Below are 17,484 nucleotides of genomic sequence, written 5' to 3' on the forward strand. Positions count from 1 at the left end.
GTTATTTATAATTTTGTAACCATTGCCAAGTGCGGTTTATGCCTTCTTCCAGAGGCACTTGCGGGCTCCATGAAAGTTCTTTCCGGGCACGGGAAATATCAAGAATATTGACAGATACGTCCAGTTTGCGCGCGGGTAAATATCGAATGAGCGGTGTGCGGCCTGTTACTGCCTGCATGATGTTGATCAATTCATTTAAAGTATGTGAAAAGCCACTGGCGATATTATAAATTTTCGAGGGCGGATCTTTTTCTATCGCCGCTAAAACCGCCTCCGCCAAATCGCTGATATAAAAATAATCTCTTGCAACCGTGCCATCGCCCCAAATGGATATCGGCTCTTCATTAAGAATTTGCTGCAAAAAGACTGTGATTGCGCCTTGTCCTGTCATCGGATCTTGCTTGGGACCGTAAGGATTGGCGAAACGAAGCACGGTATAATCCAAATTATAAAGATGGTGATATAACTGCAAGTATTTTTCGATAGTGATTTTGGCAATTCCGTGCGAACAAATCGGATCAGTCGGATGCGTTTCGCTGATTGGCTGATATTGGGGTAAGCCGTATACCGTTCCACCCGACGATGCGAAGATGATTTTACGAATGCCTAATTGCTTTGCGAGATTTAGCAATCTTATGGTGCCTATGACATTGGTTTCGACGTCGTAGATTACATTGTCATTTGAGGATTTGGGCAAAGTCGTACTTACCAGATGGATAATAATATCCATTCCTGCCAGGGCTCGACATAAATCATCTTCATTTAAAAAATCCCCATACACTAATTCAATACGCCCCAGCACATGCGCAATGTTTCGAGTGTTAATATTATGTCGCTCGAAAACTCGAACACTGTGCCCTTGTTCAGCTAATGTCTCAACAATATGAGAGCCGATGAAGCCGCCACCTCCTAAAATGACACACTTTAGTTGACTGCCCATCTTTAAGGTCGGCATTGAAGTCATTTTGAATATCGTGGTTTAACGGCTTCCAAACAAATAGAATACGAAGGCCAGTGCAGCAACTTTGTAATGAACCAATCGAAAATCGGGGGAAGGAGGCGTAAAGGGAAAATCACACCCCATGCAACTAATGGATGTATTGTGGATAGAACTCTCTGACAAGAGGTAATTTTTTGACTCAGGAAACCACTACAATAGGATATATTTTCAGGCATTAGTTTTGCTTGAACGCATAACTCTTCCAGCATCGCTTCACTATAACCTCTTCGCACATGTCCTCCATCCTCAACAGAAGAAAAAGGACCTTTATCTTCCTGCGATATAGGACAATATAATATGTTGGGCGTTGTCAACAAAAGACGCCCGCCTGGTTTCAAGCAGTTCGCAATATCGATAATAAGTTTTCTGTCATTTATTATGTGTTCTATATTCTCGAAACAAATAGCTACATCGAATTGACTCACCAGATCATGCCTATCATCTAAATTACGAACATCAAAAACTTCGAATCTGGCAGAACTCGCCCCACATATTTTTGCTCGATATGTCGCAATATTTTGATCGCGCTCATCCCAAGTCAGTCCCAAGGAATTGTATCCCCTTAAGGCCGCACCAATAGAGAAAGCTCCTCCCCCACATCCAATGTCAATTAAACTCTCCCCATTTCTAGTTTCTGGTAATCGCTTTTTTAACCAACGCCAACGATCCAATATCAATACATCGCCGTGAATCAGCGTTGCTGAAAACCCGAAAATTCTAACAAGTAACGATTTATCCATTACCAATCCCAAATATTGTTAAGTAAAAATTTCTTGCAAAAAATCACATCACGTTCCCAGGCATGAGGGCCTAGTGATGTCCCGTAATCCCTGAACATAACGGGATATAAATCGAATTTACTTAAAAAACCTGCTATTAGCGCAAACGAGGGCGTAATATTTTCGTATTCTCCTAAAAAGGAGCATTCGATAAGTACAACATCGATATGCGGCAAGGTATTAACCGCCCCGTGCAGTACATTTAACTCATGGCCTTGAACGTCGATTTTCAGAAGTTTTCTGTCTGCGGATATTGCACCAAGCTCGAAGCTGTCTAGTGTATCGAGATAAGCGGTTTGCGTGCCCTCAAACTTAACTTGCAGCGCAGGCTGCGCAATTGCGTAGTCATGTAGAGACGAATGCGAGGAAAGCTCGGCAACGCGAATTTCCAGTAGTTCTTTTTTATCCGATAAGCCGACGTTATGTACTTCGATGTTATCGGTATTTTGAAAACGTAATTTGTATTTTTCGAACTCATGTTTTAACGGCTCGAACGCAACTACGCCGGTATTAGGAAAGAATTCCAAAAAAGATTCGCACCAGTAGCCGGAATTTCCCCCTACATCAATTAGCAGATTGCTTTGGCCGGGATCGAGTAAGCGTAATAATAGGATTTTGTCGTCATAGCTGTGCGGGCATTTCAGGACGCGGGGAATGATATGCTTAGGCAACGTTTTTCCAAAACGGGCGGCGCGTTTTAGTTCGCAAATCAAACCGAGTCTCAGATCTATTGCATGGGTGTAATGTTGTAAAAAACGAAGCATATTTTCTTATGAGTTCATACTGGCAGTAATCTGGTGGCCGATTTGTTTGCTCAAAGGATGGTTCCAAAGAGAGGGCACAATAGGAATGAAACATATAGCTAGGCCAAATCCCGCCCTTACAATAGCTTTTTCTTCAAATTTCAGAAAGTAAAACAAAACACCTCCAACGATCAAGCCAAGGCAGCAAGCCGCAAATACATTTCTGCTTTCGTTAGGCACCATATTTATTAATGGAATATGAGACTCGTAATGATAGCCGGCTATGATTAAACTGCTGCCGATTATTAAGGCTAGTAAATATCCCAAAGCGACGCCTTCGCCTCCTAAAGAACGCCCAAACAAATACCCTAAAGCGGCATTGAAAAACGCCATGACAACGTGTCCCCAGATATTCCACTGTAATGAGCCGGTGCCGAGATTATTAAAATAAGCGGGGCCGCTAAGCGTATTGAAGCAATAAGCAATGGATAACAGCCCGACATAAATTACGAAGCTCTGTTCGTAACCGCCAATCCAAAGTTCGCTTGCCAATGGAGCTATGGCTATCACTCCGGTATAAAGCGGCAGCGAGAGAAAAAATATGGCCCGGTAAGAATCCAAGTATATTTTAGTAATTTCTTCCGGCGCATTTTCATGAAGATTTGCAATATGAGGGACAATGACCTGGTTCGCGGAGACCAGCAACGAGCGGAACTGTGAAACCATCCGATTTGCCATCTCATAGTAAGCGACAGTACTGAGTCCCCCGAATTTCGTCATTAGCATTTTGGTTGTAGGATCAACCAACATAACAAGAATATTAATGAGCTGAAAGTTGACGCCATAGCGAAACATCTCTCTAAACAACGGAAGACGCCATTTGTAAATCAAGAATGGTAATGAAGGAAGCTCTCGCCTGAGCAGTAGCAAGCTTGCGAAAAGCATCAATACATTTTGTCCTGTTTGCGCCCAGACTAAGCCGGTTAATCCGTATTGAGGAACAAATATCAATGTCAGCACTAAAAAAAGCACGGTCGTGGACATCGACACCAGCGCCCGCAAAGTAATGAGCTGACAGGCATCCAAACCGGAAATAAAAACATTGGCAATTGTGCCGATCCACATTGAAATCAGGATGTACGGAAGGATTGTTTGTATATTGCTAATATTTTGTTCAGGGATTAATTTGCTTATCAGCAAGGTAATCGGCAGATAACCGGCGGCAAGAACCAACGCTAAAAACACACCGATAGTAACAACTGTGGTCTGAATAACTTCCGAGGCCTTGCCTTTTTCGCCGCGGGCGACGTATTTAGCGGTGTATTTTACTGCGCTTCCGGTAAGTCCCATTTCACTGATTCTCGATGCGGATGCAATAGCCAATGCAATAGACCAGATTCCCAACTGCTCAGGTCCGATCGTTTTCAATAAATAGCGATACAATAAAAACAGAGTGATGCCGGAAACTATCGTCTGTGCTACTGCCATGACAGCATTTCTAGTTAAGCGGTTAGCCTTCATTTTTGTGTGAATAAAATCATTTAATTATTACCGGTAAATTCAAGACTTTAGATTATCCTCTATTAAATACTCGTGTTGCCGGCCGTTTCGGGCTGTAATAGCCAAGAGAAGTAATCGATAGTGCGAAGCAGGCCTGCGCGCAAATTGGTTGTCGGCCTCCAGTCCAGTATTTCGTTGGCCAAAGTTATATCGGGTTGCCGCTGTCTTGGATCGTCGGAAGGCAGAGGCAGGAAAATAAGCTCGGAGCGAGAGCCGGTAAGCTCTATGACTATCTCGGCCAGTTCTCGGATCGTGAATTCGTCAGGATTGCCTAGATTGACCGGGCCGGTAAAATCGTCCGGGGTTGCCATCAGCCTGATAATCGCTTCAATCAGGTCGTCGACATAGCAGAACGAACGGCTTTGATTGCCGTCGCCGTAGAGCGTAATAGGCTGGTTTTGCAAAGCCTGGACAATAAAATTCGATACCACCCTGCCATCGTTCGGATGCATGCGCGGGCCGTAAGTATTAAAAATACGGCCCACTTTAATGCGTAAACCGTGTTGGTGGTAGTAATCGAAAAACAGCGTTTCCGCGCAGCGCTTGCCTTCATCGTAACAAGAGCGCGGACCTATGGGGTTTACATTGCCCCAGTAGCTTTCAGGTTGCGGATGCACGGTCGGATCGCCGTAAACTTCGCTGGTAGAGGCTTGGAAAATCTTTGCCTTTAGCCGCTTGGCCAAGCCCAGCATGTTAATTGCGCCGTGCACGCTGGTTTTGGTGGTTTGCACCGGATCGTGTTGATAGTGTATCGGCGATGCTGGACAAGCCAAGTTATAGATTTCATCCACCTCGACATAGAGAGGGAAGGTGACATCGTGACGCATGACTTCAAAATGCGGATTAGGCAAAAGCCGGGCGATATTGTCCTTGGTGCCGGTATAGAAATTATCCACGCACAATACGTCGCAGCCGTCCGAAAGCAGGCGTTCGCATAAATGCGAGCCCAGGAATCCGGCGCCGCCGGTTACCAATACTCTTTTTCTATACCCTCTAGCCATGTTCCACTCTTTAGAATCCGATTTGTCTTGGGGTGTTAATTTTTAGCGCTCAGCCGCGCAATCCCCGTCGACTGCTTGTGTCTTATTGTGTTCTGTAGTTACTCGCGCACAGGAATATTAAATTTTGCCGGAAAATGCGGCCCCGTGTCTTCAGGCCTATGTATCATTGGATACGACCCAAGCTGTTAGATCTCAAAAAATCCCTATAGGCTAGTGCTATGCCGTCCTTTAAAGTCGTGGTGGCCGACCAGCCATAATTATTTATTTTTGTCACATTCAGTACTTTCTGCGGAGTCCCGTCCGGCTTACTGTGATCAAAACTTAAGCGTCCGGCAAAGCCCACCACATCGGCAATAAGCTGCGCTAAATCGGCGATGGAAATGTCCTCGCCGCAACCGATGTTAATTAACGGCGGAGCGTTGTCATTAAACAAAGGTGCAAGTTGCGAGTCGGTTTGCTGCAAAATATGTAGGCAAGCGCTTGCTAAATCATCGCTGTAGAGGAATTCGCGGCGAGGTGTTCCTGTGCCCCAAACAACGGCCTCTTCTTGTTCATATTGCTTGGCTTCGTGCATCTTGCGGATAAGCGCCGGTAAAACGTGGCTATTGTAGGAATCGTAATTATCGCCGGGCCCGTATAAATTAGTGGGCATGACGGCTAAATAGCGCGTTCCGTATTGGCGATTAAAGGCCCAGCACAATTCTATTCCGGCTATTTTGGCAAGCGCATAGGAGCGATTGGTCGGCTCTAGCGTTCCTGTCAGCAAACTGGATTCTTCTATCGGTTGCGGACAATCGCGAGGATAAATACAACTTGAACCCAAAAATAATAATCGCGTAACGCCGGCGGCGTGCGCAGAAGTAATAACATTTTGCTCAATGGCTAGGTTATCGCGTATGAAATCTGCCGGGTAAGTATTATTGGCGAGAATTCCACCTACTTTTGCGGCTGCAAGCAAAACATAATCGGGGCGATTTTCAACGAAAAAAGCGCTGGTAGCGGCTTGATCGGTTAGGTCGAGCTCGTCACGCGTGCTCAGCAACAAGTTATGGAATCCCTGAGCCTGTAGCTGGCGCACTAAGGCTGAGCCAACTAATCCCCGATGACCCGCCACAAAAATACGCGCAGTTTTTTTCATTTTAATTTGCTCATGGTAACTGAAAAAAATAGATTAGCCCTGGCCGTTTAACATTAAGTATTGAATAACACATTTGCATAAGCAGTCTCCTGCACCTTGCTCCAGCTGCCCTGGGCAACAATGCTTCCTGCTTCCATTACCAGCACTTGATCGGCATGCTGCAACGTTGCCATCCGATGGCCGATCGCGACAACCGTCAGGTTACCATGCAGATTAACAATAGCCTGCCGGATACGTTCTTCATTCTCCATATCCAGCGCGCTGGTCGCTTCGTCCAGAATCAGCAGCGACGGTTTTCCCAGTAGGGCGCGGGCCAGCGCGATACGTTGGCGCTCGCCGCCGGAAAGGCGCAGGCCCTGATCTCCGACTACAGTATCCAAGCCATTAGGCAATTGGCGCACAAAATCGGCGGCGGCTTTATCCAGTGCTTGCCAGAGTTCGTCATCCGTGGCCTCGGGCATGGCCCACAGCAGGTTTGCCCGGATCGAGTCGTTAAACAGGATGGTTTCCTGCGGCACATAGGCTACCGACTTCCGCCAATGCAATCGGGTTGCGTCATCCAACAGTTGACCGTCGATGCCGATGCAGCCAGTGTCCGGCCGCAGCAGTCCCATCAATACATCGGCCAAGGTACTTTTACCGGCTCCGGATGCGCCGATAATGGCGGTTGTCGATTTGGCCGGAAGGCGCAGGTTGATTTCGCTTAAGGCCTGCTGTTCTCGGCCGGGGTAGATAAAACTTACCGCGTTCAATGTTAAATCGTGTTGCAGCAGTAAAGGCGGTTGCAGCGACTCATCGGCCGGCTCGGCCATATCGCGGCATTCCGTCAACAAGCGATTAGCCGTGGTTAACGCCGGCAAGGTGTGCAACCAATGGTGCAGTTGTTGTTGCAGTTGCGAACCCAACGGCATCAGCCTGGCGAACACAAAAATCAACGTGCCCAGCTCGGCCATCGGCAATCGCCAAACTGCAATGCCGGAGTAAAGCAGGGCAACCAGAATAATCACGCTGCCCAATTGCATTCTGGCTTTTGAGCGGCTGGAACTGCGCTGGAAATTCAGTTGGTGTTCGCGGAATGCGTGCATTGATTGTTGGAATTTATCCAGGTGCCGCTCTTCATTGCCGAGAATTTTGGCTAGTTTCATTCCTGCCAAGCTTTCCTGTACGACACTGTGCAAGCTGCGCGAAGTCTGGCCGATACGGTTGCCCAGCGATAAGGCCTCGTGTCGCAAGCCGTTTTCGGCCAGCACAAATATCAAGCCCATCGTCAGCACCAACAGCGTTATTGGCCAGGACAGCCACAATGCCGCCAGCGAGTAAGTTAACATCAGTGTTGAGCCGCTGCACAGTTGTAAGAAAAAATTGACGCCAACGCCAATCCTGTTGATGTCGGTCAGCAATAAATTGGCGTATTCCGCATTATTGCGTTGCGATAGCCAATACCATTCGCTACGCAAGATTGCCATAAAACAACGTTTGCGCAATCGATCTACCAGATTGGACTGGAAAGAGTTGGACGTCACTTCGCGGCTGCTTTGTAAAACGATTCTCAGGGCCTGTAAGAGCAGGAAAAGCAACAGCACGCTGGCAACTTGATAAGGGATACCCGTCAATGCAAAGAAACGGCCGAACTGTGCCGCTATGCCTGTTGTTGGGGCGGTGCTGTTTTGTAATAACTCAAGCAGCGGCACTAACAGGGTAATCCCGAAACCTTCGCTCAAACTGCCCAGTAACATGCAACTAAAAACCAGCATCATCGGACGATGCGGTTCGTTCGCTAGCAGATGAAAGAAGGGAATAGCGGCCCGGTATATAGAAAGACGTTTCATGCCAAGTCTATCGATTTCGTGACGAGAAAACCGAAATTTTTCCGTGTGGCAATATGGGTTGCAGATTGAGATGCCTTAGCGATAACTAATAAGCCGTTCGTGTTGAGCTTTTCGACCGCTCTTAGGGCGGACGGGATTTTGGATAGCTCAACTGTTTTTTTTAGGGTTACGCAAATCAATTTTAGCATTAGAGGTTAGGATGTCGCTTAGGTGTTGCAAGCAGTCCGGCAACGTCGATCCGATGCAAAAGGTAGAAATATGGCATGAAATAGTTAATTCGCGCTTTGGACGGGACATCATAAGCTTAGTAAATATCAATATGCAACTTGGATTGATGTCGGTTGCCGGGCATTCCGGAATGTTATACTGCCGCCGAAATATCCTATTTACCTGAATTTAGTTCATGATTTCCGATTACCATCGCGTTTTTGAATGTCCGTTAGATCCTGCCGAACAAGGGCCGGAATTTGAGTTGGCGCTGACCTGCTGCCGGCCCAAACCGAATGAAGCGCATTTTCTGCGCCAGCAAGAATTGGCCGCTATCGGGCTGGATACGCGTAAAGTGTTGGAGCTTGGCGTCAGGCACAAGATTTCGCCATTATTGTACTGCAATCTACGCCGTCATCCGCCGGGCACGTTTTCAAATGAATTAATGGATAAGCTGGCCGAGCAGCATAAGCGCAATAAGCGGCGAGCATTACACGCTTTGCAGGCAACGCACGAATTGGCGCGTGCCGCTCAAGGTCTTCGTTTAATTGCCCTGAAAGGGCTAGATGTTGCCGCGCGCGCTTATGGCGACTTGGCCGTCCGGCATGTTGGCGATATCGATATTTTAGTTGATCCTGAGCGGCTTGATGAAGCGATCACTGTATTGGAAAAACTGAAATGGAAGTCCGAGCAACCTGAAATTTTGTTATCTGTAAATAGAAAAATTTTGCTCCGAAAGCACAATCATTGCATCTTGATCCGGGAAAACTTTCCCCATATGGAGTTGCACTGGAGGGCTACGTTTAACCCTTTTGAGTTTCCGATTGATGATTGGCGGGCTTTATCAGTATCGAAAGGGGCAAATATTGGTATTCCCGGTCTGAATAATGAAGACTTGGTGATTTACTTGTGCTTACATGCAGTCAGACATGGCTGGGGGCGTTTGAAATGGCTTTTTGACCTGCCCAATGTATTGGATAAGTATGACATCAATTGGCCGCAACTGTGGCAACGAGCTGACCAGTTGGGTGCCGGGCTGGTAATACAGCAAGGGCTTTTGCTTGCCCAAAAATATTGTGGCATAAATTTGAGTCTGGAGATTAAAAGCGGATTCAGGTACAGAATGAATTCGTTTCAATGGAAAGCTATTTATACTTTTCAGCAAGGCCCTGAGTTGTGGATGGAATACCCTCCTACTCGATTAAAGCTTCACCAGTGGTTGAACCGCATCCAAACTACCCGCAGCATAGATGCCTTAATGTGGTATTGTGCAATCATATTTTATCCAAATATCGATGATTACCGCTTGCTCAAGCTCCCGTCCTGGCTGCATCCGCTCTACTTTCCGCTACGTCCAATCTTGTGGAGTATACGCCAAGTTCAAATTCGGCAAGCGCGGAGGTCAAAAACCAGGGATGCCGATCATTAATCCTTGCTATGATCGAAGCGGTTGCGCTGAAATCAAATACTTTGCAGTTAATGGATTTAAGAATCGTAAAAGACTGAAAAAGTGTTGAGAATATACTAAGTAGTCGATTCTAAACAATAAAGCGCCAGGTTTTTTATTGCTATTCTTGGTCTCCTAACGCACTTCAACAAGCTTTTCACATGTTTTATTTTTTTATGCTTCACGCTCTCTACTTCTTTCTTAATACGCAACAACACATCTAAGGATCTGTTTGGAAATTGTCGTGTCAAGCCAAACGATTCAACATGAGCGTTTTAGCCTATGGCACAGGGCAATAACATTGACATTAAAATCGTTTTTTAATGACCGGATTAGATTTTTGTGTGATGGTTGGCGGTGAGCAGTTAAATTCGAATCTGAATTATAATTGGCGCAATTTTTTAGTGAACTGGATATAACTATGCGGCAAACAATAAAGGCAAAACACGAGCTATGCTTGTATGAGTTGAAAAAAGCGGTGAACGATTTTCTTGAGTTTACCGAAGATTTAACATTGCTCCAGGCGGTTAATGAAAAGGCCCGGGAGATGGCGCAGGCGGTCGATGGCTTGCAACAATTGTTGCAACAGGGCTTGGTTGGAAACAAGCTGGTTAAGGCGGTTCATACTTCCGAGGCGGCGGCCCTGCTCGATGAGATTGTCGATGCCGATGCGGTCAGTGAGCTTGAAGCTTATATGCTGTCCGCGGCGGAAGATGTTGAGGATGCCGAGATCACGCAGTTCTTAACCGAGGTCATGGACAAGGTTGAACGTAAATATAATCTGCTGCTCGAAAAAGCGCATACTTATAACGCGCTGCTTAAAGGTTAGGCCGGTACCGTTCTAATAGTTGCGCTGTACGGAAAATAGCGCCAATAAAGTTAACGCTTGTTTATAGTCGGAATCGGGCAGGACACTTAATGCAGATATTGCTTTTTGGGCTTCCTCGTCGGCGCGTTGTTCGGTGTAATCAATGGCTTTAGTGCTCTGCACGATGGCGTAGACTTCGTTAAAGGCGTCACGGTTACCGTTTTTGATCGCGTCGATAATAATTTGGGCTTCGCTTTCGCTGCTGTTTTGAATGGCGTAAATCAGCGGTAAGGTCGGCTTTCCTTCGGCAAGGTCATCGCCGAGATTTTTGCCCAATTCGTCCGTGCTGGCTTTGTAGTCTAGGGCGTCGTCAATCAATTGAAAAGCGACGCCCAGATGTTGGCCGTACAGCGCTAAGCTTTGTTCGACTTCTGCCGATGCGTCTGAAATGACTGCCGCTAATTTAGTCGCGGCACTGAATAAAATGGCAGTTTTCCGTGCGATGACTTCGAGATATTTTTCTTCGCTTGTTTCCGGGTTATTGCAGTTCAGCAGTTGCAGTACCTCGCCTTCGGCAATGGCGGTGGTGGTTTTTGAAAGTATCTCCATGACCCGCATATTGCCGGTGCGTACCATCATTTCGAATGCGCTGGAATACAAATAATCACCCACCAGCACGCTGGCGGCATTGCCCCAGACCGCGTTGGCCGATTCCTTTCCGCGTCTGAGATCGGAGTCGTCGACAACGTCATCATGCAGCAGTGTGGCGGTGTGAATGAACTCAATGACCGCAGCCAGTATCAAATGATTATTGCTGACGTCGCCCAATGCCTTGGCAGCCAATAACAATAGCATCGGACGCAATCTTTTGCCGCCGCTGCCCACTATATACCTGCCCATTTGGTTAATGAGGACAACATCGGAACTTAACTCGTTAATGATGAGTTGGTCGACGGCTTTGGCTTCGGATGTTGTTAATTTTTTGATTGAATCAAAATCGATGCGGGCAGTTGAAGATTGTGGATACGATGACATTATGTATGTGCTGCGTGTAAGTTTGGGTTACTTTTCATGTCAAATAGCCATGAAAATCAAAATCTGTTAAACTATTATAACTTAATAAAACATTAATCGCCCATGCTATTGAGCATGGCTGATTGATAATAATGGCTTTCTTGTGCTATTTTAATAAGATACAAAGCGTTGGGTTAATTTAAATTGACTTAAACTTGTTTTGTAAATATAATTTTTTGTTCACTTTAAACAGATTAATGCTTGATGGAGCTTGCGCCGATGTATGCGGTAATTCAAACGGGTGGTAAACAGTACCGTGTAGAAGAAGGTACTTACTTAAAAATAGAAAAACTGGAGCTAGGCCAAGGCGACAGCGTTGAGTTCGATAAAGTACTGATGATTCAGTCAGACGATGCTGTTAAAGTTGGTATGCCTTTTATTGAAGGCGGGAAGGTTACAGCGACTGTCTTGTCTCAAGGTAGACATGAAAAAGTCAAAATTATTAAATTCAGAAGACGTAAGCACCATATGAAACAAATGGGTCATCGTCAGTACTATACAGAAGTCCAGATTACTGGCATTTCTGCTTAAGATATCAGGAGTTACAAATGGCTCATAAGAAGGCTGGTGGTAGTACGCGTAACGGGCGCGACTCTAATGCGAAAAGATTAGGCGTTAAACGTTACGGCGGCGAAAGCGTAGCAGCAGGCAGCATTATCGTTCGTCAGCGCGGAACTCAGTTTCATGCAGGTGACAACGTAGGTTGCGGAAAAGATCATACTTTGTTTGCGACAGCTGATGGCAAGGTAGTTTTTCAGGTTAAAGGTCCTGATAGCCGTAAATTTGTTAGTATTGTTGCTGCATAAGCTATACGGCTGTATCGCGCTATAGCATGGCGAGACAGTCAGGTCGGGCGATCTAGCTCGGCAGCTCTAAAAAAAGCTCCGCCGTTGTTATGGCGGGGCTTTTTTTGTTTTTATCGGTAGTGTTTGACGTTTGGCGGCGTGTGATTTATGAAATTTGTTGACGAGGCGGAAGTTCGCGTAGAAGCGGGAGATGGCGGTAACGGCGCCGTCGGCTTTCGGCGTGAGAAATACATTCCGATGGGTGGTCCGGACGGCGGCGACGGTGGCGATGGTGGTAGCGTTTACCTGATTGCGGCGGAGAATGTAAATACGTTGGTCGATTTTCGCTATCACGCCGTGCATAGAGCGCAGCGCGGGCAAAACGGCATGAGCCGTAATTGCACCGGCAGGAAAGGCGACGATTGTTACGTGCCGGTTCCTCTCGGAACGCTGGTTTCCGACGCCGACACAGGTGAAGTCATAGGTGATTTAACTGAAATCGGGCAAACGCTATTGGTCGCTCAAGGCGGTTTTCACGGTCTGGGGAATACGCGTTTCAAAAGCAGTATTAACAGGGCCCCGCAGAAAGCCAGTAAAGGTACGGAAGGAGAGCATCGCCGGCTTAACCTGGAGCTGACGCTGATTGCCGATGTCGGTCTTTTGGGTATGCCTAATGCCGGAAAATCCAGTTTGATTCGTGCGGTATCGGCGGCAACGCCGAAAGTTGCGGATTATCCGTTTACAACTTTGCATCCTAATTTGGGGGTGGTAAAGGTTGATGATTTGCGCAGTTTTGTTATTGCCGATATTCCCGGCGTTATAGAAGGTGCGGCTGAAGGTGCCGGGCTTGGTTTGCAGTTCCTGAAGCATTTGTTGCGCACCGGATTGCTGTTGCATTTGGTTGATGTTGAGCCCTACGAAAGCATGGATTCGCCGGTTGATGCCGCGAAAAAAATCATTCATGAAGTTGAAATATGGAATGATGAGTTGGCCGCCAAACCGCGTTGGCTGGTGTTAAACAAGATAGATCGTCTGTCTGCTGAAGAAGTTGACCAGCGTTGCCAAGCTATTGTTGATGAGCTGGAGTGGACGGGGCCGGTCTTTAAGATTGCGGCGATTAACGGAGATGGCACAAAAGAGTTGATATTTGCCATCATGAACTTTTTGGAACAGCAACGGCAGGAAAAAAGTGAGCAGGACTGATTTTGCCAAAGTTAAACGGGTTGTCGTAAAAATAGGCAGTTCTTTATTGACCAAGGGCGGGCAGGGGCTTGATAGGGTCTCTATCGCTGCCTGGGTTGAGCAAATGGCTGGTTTGAGGCAGCAGTCCATTGATGTAATCCTGGTTTCTTCCGGCTCCGTCGCCGAGGGCATGTGTCGGCTGGGTATGAAAGTAAGGCCCAAAACATTGCATGAATTGCAGGCGGCTGCATCCGTCGGTCAAATGGGCTTGGTGCGCGTGTTCGACGATAATTTTCAGCAGCATCAATTGCATGCGGCGCAAGTGTTATTGACGCATGATGATTTGTCGGACAGGCAGCGCTATTTAAATGCCAGGAGCACTTTACTGACCTTGCTTAAGCTTGGTGTGGTGCCGGTCATTAATGAGAATGACGCAGTGGCGACCGAAGAAATCCGTTTTGGCGACAACGATACGCTGGCGGCATTGGTGGCTAATCTGGTCGAGGCTGATCTGTTGATTATTCTGACCGACCAAAAAGGCTTGTTTACAGCCGATCCGGGCTTGAGTCCCGATGCGGAATTAATCTCCGAAATCAGTGTTAATGACGACAGACTGGATATTATGGCTGGAGGAAGCCGGAGCGGACTGGGTCGGGGCGGTATGTGTACGAAAGTGCGCGCGGCGCGGCTGGCTTCCCGTTCAGGCGCGGCAACGGTCATTGCTGCAGGCGCTGTCGAGAATGTTATCGCTGCCGTGATTGCCGGAGTTGATTTGGGTACTTATCTGTTACCGGACATAGAGCCGCTGGTGGCCAGAAAGCGCTGGCTTGCCGGGCAGTTGCAGGTTAAAGGGCGGTTGGTTCTGGATGCGGGGGCGGTCAGGATGCTACAAAATGAGGGTAAAAGCCTTTTGGCGGTTGGCGTAAAATCGGCATCGGGCCGGTTTGAACGTGGCGAATTGGTTTCTTGCGTGGACGAGGCGGGTTTGGAAATTGCACGGGGGCTGATTAATTACGGCAGTGTCGATGCGCAATTGATAGCGGGCAAGAATAGTTCGGAGTTTGAGAATATTCTGGGCTACTTCGATGACTCAGAGTTGATACACCGCGATAATCTGGTAGTGATATGACGCTGGCTTGAGCGGCTTATCTGCTCAGGCCAAAATTCGCCAGGCAATAAAAAAGGCCGCAACTGAATGAGTTCGGCCTTTTTTATTGCGTAAAGCTAAAGCAATTAAGCGATGGCTTTTACTTTTGCATTCAGTCTGCTTTTGCTGCGTGCGGCTTTATTTTTGTGAATAATGCCTTTGTTAACTGCGGAATCGATAATTGGAACAGCCGTGTTATAGGCAGCTTGCGCTTTTTCTTTGTCGCCAAGCTTAACTGCGGCAATGATTTTTTTGATGAAGGTGCGTAAGTTGCTGCGTTGTCCGGCGTTGCGAATACGGCTTTTTTCCGCTTGCTTCGCACGCTTTTTAGCTTGTGCTGTATTAGCCATAGTTTCTCGATTCTTGTGGTAAGTTAAATAAGCCGTGCATTATCTTTATAAATGCTATTATTGTCAAACTATTTTAACACCTTATAGCAGGAGCGGCATTGAGCAGGCAGCTTTTCAAATCGACGGTGGTTGTCGGCAGCATGACCTTGATTTCACGTATTCTTGGGTTTATCCGGGATATGTTGATCGCTCATATTTTCGGTGTTAATTTGGCAACGGATGCTTTTTTTGTGGTGTTTAAGATCCCGAATTTTTTGCGCCGTTTATTTGCAGAGGGCGCTTTTGCACATGCTTTTGTGCCGATCTTGTCCGATTATAAAGAGCGCGGCAGTCGGGTTGCGTTAAAACAGTTTATTGATAAGACTGCCGGCACACTATCCGTGTTTTTACTATTAATCACATTGATAGGTGTCGTTGCCGCCCCGGTGCTGATTATGCTGATCGCTCCCGGTTTTGCATGGCAAGAGACTCAGTACGAACTATCCGTACAACTGCTGCAAATTACTTTTCCGTATTTTCTTTTTATTACCTTGGTCGCTTTTGCCGGCGGCATCTTAAATGCTCACGGACAATTTGCGATTCCGGCCCTGACTCCGGCTTTTCTGAACATCTGCATGATTGCCGCGGCAATCTGGCTTGCGCCTTTGATGGGCGAGCCGATTAAAGGCTTGGCATGGGGTGTTCTTTTAGCGGGCATCGTACAGCTATTATTTCAGGTTCCGGCGTTAATACGTCTGGGATTAGTGCCGCGGCCGAGATTAGGCTTCAACGATGCGGGTGTTAAACGGATTATAAGTTTGATGATCCCGGCAATTTTCAGCGTTTCCGTGACGCAGATTAATCTGTTGCTGGATACTTTGTTCGCCTCGTTTTTAACGGTCGGTAGCGTGTCCTGGCTTTATTATTCGGACCGTCTGGTGGAGTTCCCGTCCGGCATCTTAGGCACCGCGCTGGCAACGGTCATTTTACCTAATTTAGCCGGAAGCCATGCCGCCGAGGACGCTGCCGCTTTTTCAAATGCATTGGATTGGGGATTGCGCCTAGTCATTTTAATCGCATTGCCGGCTACGATTGGTTTATTGCTGTTAGCCGAGCCGATGCTGTCAACGTTATTCCAATACAATGAGTTCGGCGTCAACGACGTGCATTTTGCGGGGCAGAGCCTAAAGGCATATTCGTTTGGCCTGCTGGGTTTTATCCTGATTAAAATCCTGGTGCCGGGCTTTACTTCGCGCGGAGACATGAAAACGCCGGTCCGGTACGGCGTTTACGCGATGATGGCCAGCTTGGGTTTGAATGTCGCGTTGGTATTCGTGCTGGCTCATGCAGGGCTGGCGTTAGCGACCTCTTTGGGCGCTTTTTTCAACGCCGCGTTATTATTGATAAAGCTGAAAAAAGATAAGATATATCAACCGGCTGCCGGATGGTGGCTGTTTTTTGGCAGGGTATTGTTGGCAGCGGCGGCAATGTCCGCAGTTCTCTACTATTTCGTCGATGCCGAGTGGTGGAATCATTGGAATTCTTTAACGCGCGTTATCAACTTGGCGAAATGGATAGCAGTAGGCTTGGTTGTTTATACGCTTACCTTGCTGCTAACGGGCTTAAGGCTGAAACATTTGGCCGGACAAATGCACGGCCAAGCCTAAACTGCCTGTCTAAAATAGAAACCATTTGAAGCCGCAATCAAACATCAGTCGTCGTAAATGCGCTCATGCCTTTTGTTAATTTCTTCAGCGTAACCGTGTCTAATGCGTCAGTCACGTTTGAAAATATTAACTGAAATGTGATCCGTATTTGCGAGTTATAATATTCAAGGCCAGTCCATTATTAGAGATGATTTCATTGGCCGCTATTTTCCTGTTTCCTGTCAGCCTTTGGAGGGGCAATAGGAATCGGCGGAACCTTCACAAGTAAAAAGGGGGAGGTATGGCAACAACTATACCGAGCATGACCACCGGAGATATTGCAGCGCTAACTACAAGTCAAATCATGTCTTTGACTGGCGAAGATATTATTGCATTATCCACAACTCAGGTTAGGACGTTCAGTACCGGCCAAATTGCCGCGTTGACGACCGCGCAGGTCCCTGCATTGAAAACCACGCAGATTGCCGCGTTAAGGACGACCCAAATCGTAGCGATTGAGATCGCAGATATCGATGCATTGACCTCATCGCAAGCATCGGCCTTGACGACTACCCAGCTCGCGAGCTTGACCACCAGTCAGGTGTCCAGCCTGGAGACTACGGATCTGCGGGCGCTGAAGATAAGCCAGATCGCCGCCTTAACGACCTCCCAAACCGTTCAGCTGACTTCTTCCCAATTAAACGCCTTGACGACCGCACAACTTGGCGCCTTGAGCACCAAGCAAATTACAGTGCTCAATCAGAGTTTTTTTACCGGCTTGACCAGCTCCGGCATTGCCGCGTTGTCGA

Annotated in this window: 17 protein-coding genes; 8 read left to right on the top strand and 9 right to left on the bottom strand. The window is 47.2% G+C overall.

All coding sequences use genetic code 11. The annotated features are described in order from the left end of the window. Position 1 precedes the first annotated feature (1 nt). The 7 genes from EKO24_RS03365 to EKO24_RS03395 form a co-directional block, all read right to left on the bottom strand. Complete coding sequence (locus tag EKO24_RS03365; protein ID WP_241674377.1) at positions 2-964, bottom strand: NAD-dependent epimerase/dehydratase family protein; 963 nt, start codon at positions 962-964, stop codon at positions 2-4. Next, entirely contained in the window at positions 961-1,740 is a 780-nt protein-coding gene (locus EKO24_RS03370; protein WP_127029003.1) for a class I SAM-dependent methyltransferase, read from the bottom strand. The genes EKO24_RS03365 and EKO24_RS03370 overlap by 4 nt, the downstream gene beginning before the upstream one ends. Beyond that, entirely contained in the window at positions 1,740-2,543 is an 804-nt protein-coding gene (locus EKO24_RS03375; RefSeq protein WP_127029004.1) for an FkbM family methyltransferase, read from the bottom strand. Before EKO24_RS03375 ends, EKO24_RS03370 begins: the two co-directional genes overlap by 1 nt. A 6-nt stretch (positions 2,544-2,549) precedes the next feature. After that, entirely contained in the window at positions 2,550-4,043 is a 1,494-nt protein-coding gene (locus EKO24_RS03380) for a lipopolysaccharide biosynthesis protein (RefSeq protein ID WP_127029005.1), read from the bottom strand. A 62-nt stretch (positions 4,044-4,105) separates the two neighbouring features. Then, positions 4,106-5,083: a UDP-glucuronic acid decarboxylase family protein gene (locus EKO24_RS03385; protein ID WP_127029006.1), complete on the bottom strand. Its 978-nt coding sequence runs from the start codon at positions 5,081-5,083 to the stop codon at positions 4,106-4,108. A 163-nt stretch (positions 5,084-5,246) separates the two neighbouring features. Next, on the bottom strand, positions 5,247-6,221 hold the full coding sequence (locus tag EKO24_RS03390) for a GDP-L-fucose synthase family protein (RefSeq protein WP_127029007.1): 975 nt from the start codon (positions 6,219-6,221) through the stop codon (positions 5,247-5,249). 53 nt (positions 6,222-6,274) lie between these two features. Then, a complete protein-coding gene (locus tag EKO24_RS03395; RefSeq protein ID WP_127029008.1) occupies positions 6,275-8,050 on the bottom strand; it encodes an ABC transporter ATP-binding protein in 1,776 nt (591 codons plus the stop codon). A 403-nt stretch (positions 8,051-8,453) separates the two neighbouring features. Between EKO24_RS03395 and EKO24_RS03400 the strand changes: the two genes are divergently transcribed. Next, positions 8,454-9,686, top strand: a complete 1,233-nt coding sequence (locus EKO24_RS03400) for a nucleotidyltransferase domain-containing protein (protein WP_127029009.1) — start codon at positions 8,454-8,456, stop codon at positions 9,684-9,686. A gap of 439 nt (positions 9,687-10,125) precedes the next feature. Continuing rightward, positions 10,126-10,533: a hypothetical protein gene (locus EKO24_RS03405; RefSeq protein WP_127029010.1), complete on the top strand. Its 408-nt coding sequence runs from the start codon at positions 10,126-10,128 to the stop codon at positions 10,531-10,533. A gap of 12 nt (positions 10,534-10,545) precedes the next feature. Here EKO24_RS03405 and ispB read toward each other — a convergent pair whose 3' ends face one another. Then, positions 10,546-11,547, bottom strand: a complete 1,002-nt coding sequence (ispB, locus tag EKO24_RS03410; protein ID WP_196239987.1) for an octaprenyl diphosphate synthase — start codon at positions 11,545-11,547, stop codon at positions 10,546-10,548. A 258-nt stretch (positions 11,548-11,805) separates the two neighbouring features. Between ispB and rplU the strand changes: the two genes are divergently transcribed. From rplU to proB, 4 genes are all read left to right on the top strand, one after another. Then, entirely contained in the window at positions 11,806-12,117 is a 312-nt protein-coding gene (gene rplU, locus EKO24_RS03415; protein WP_127029011.1) for a 50S ribosomal protein L21, read from the top strand. 17 nt (positions 12,118-12,134) lie between these two features. Continuing rightward, entirely contained in the window at positions 12,135-12,392 is a 258-nt protein-coding gene (rpmA, locus tag EKO24_RS03420) for a 50S ribosomal protein L27 (protein ID WP_127029012.1), read from the top strand. Positions 12,393-12,539: 147 nt separating this feature from the next. Beyond that, on the top strand, positions 12,540-13,574 hold the full coding sequence (gene cgtA / locus EKO24_RS03425) for an Obg family GTPase CgtA (RefSeq protein WP_127029013.1): 1,035 nt from the start codon (positions 12,540-12,542) through the stop codon (positions 13,572-13,574). Beyond that, positions 13,561-14,682, top strand: coding sequence for a glutamate 5-kinase (proB, locus tag EKO24_RS03430; RefSeq protein WP_127029014.1), 1,122 nt, complete (start codon positions 13,561-13,563; stop codon positions 14,680-14,682). Before cgtA ends, proB begins: the two co-directional genes overlap by 14 nt. Before the next feature lie 104 nt (positions 14,683-14,786). On the opposite strand, the gene rpsT is transcribed toward proB, so the two are convergent. Then, positions 14,787-15,050 carry a 30S ribosomal protein S20 gene (rpsT, locus tag EKO24_RS03435; RefSeq protein ID WP_127029015.1) on the bottom strand — a complete coding sequence of 88 codons (264 nt, stop codon included), beginning with the start codon at positions 15,048-15,050 and terminating at the stop codon, positions 14,787-14,789. Positions 15,051-15,148: 98 nt separating this feature from the next. Between rpsT and murJ the strand changes: the two genes are divergently transcribed. Beyond that, positions 15,149-16,696, top strand: coding sequence for a murein biosynthesis integral membrane protein MurJ (gene murJ, locus EKO24_RS03440; protein ID WP_127029016.1), 1,548 nt, complete (start codon positions 15,149-15,151; stop codon positions 16,694-16,696). Positions 16,697-16,976: 280 nt separating this feature from the next. Next, positions 16,977-17,484 (top strand): hypothetical protein (locus EKO24_RS03445; RefSeq protein ID WP_206667198.1); only part of this gene is annotated, 508 nt, incomplete at its 3' end.

The organism is Candidatus Methylobacter oryzae (genome assembly GCF_003994235.2).
GTDB classification, from domain to species: Bacteria; Pseudomonadota; Gammaproteobacteria; order Methylococcales; family Methylomonadaceae; genus Methylobacter_A; species Methylobacter_A oryzae.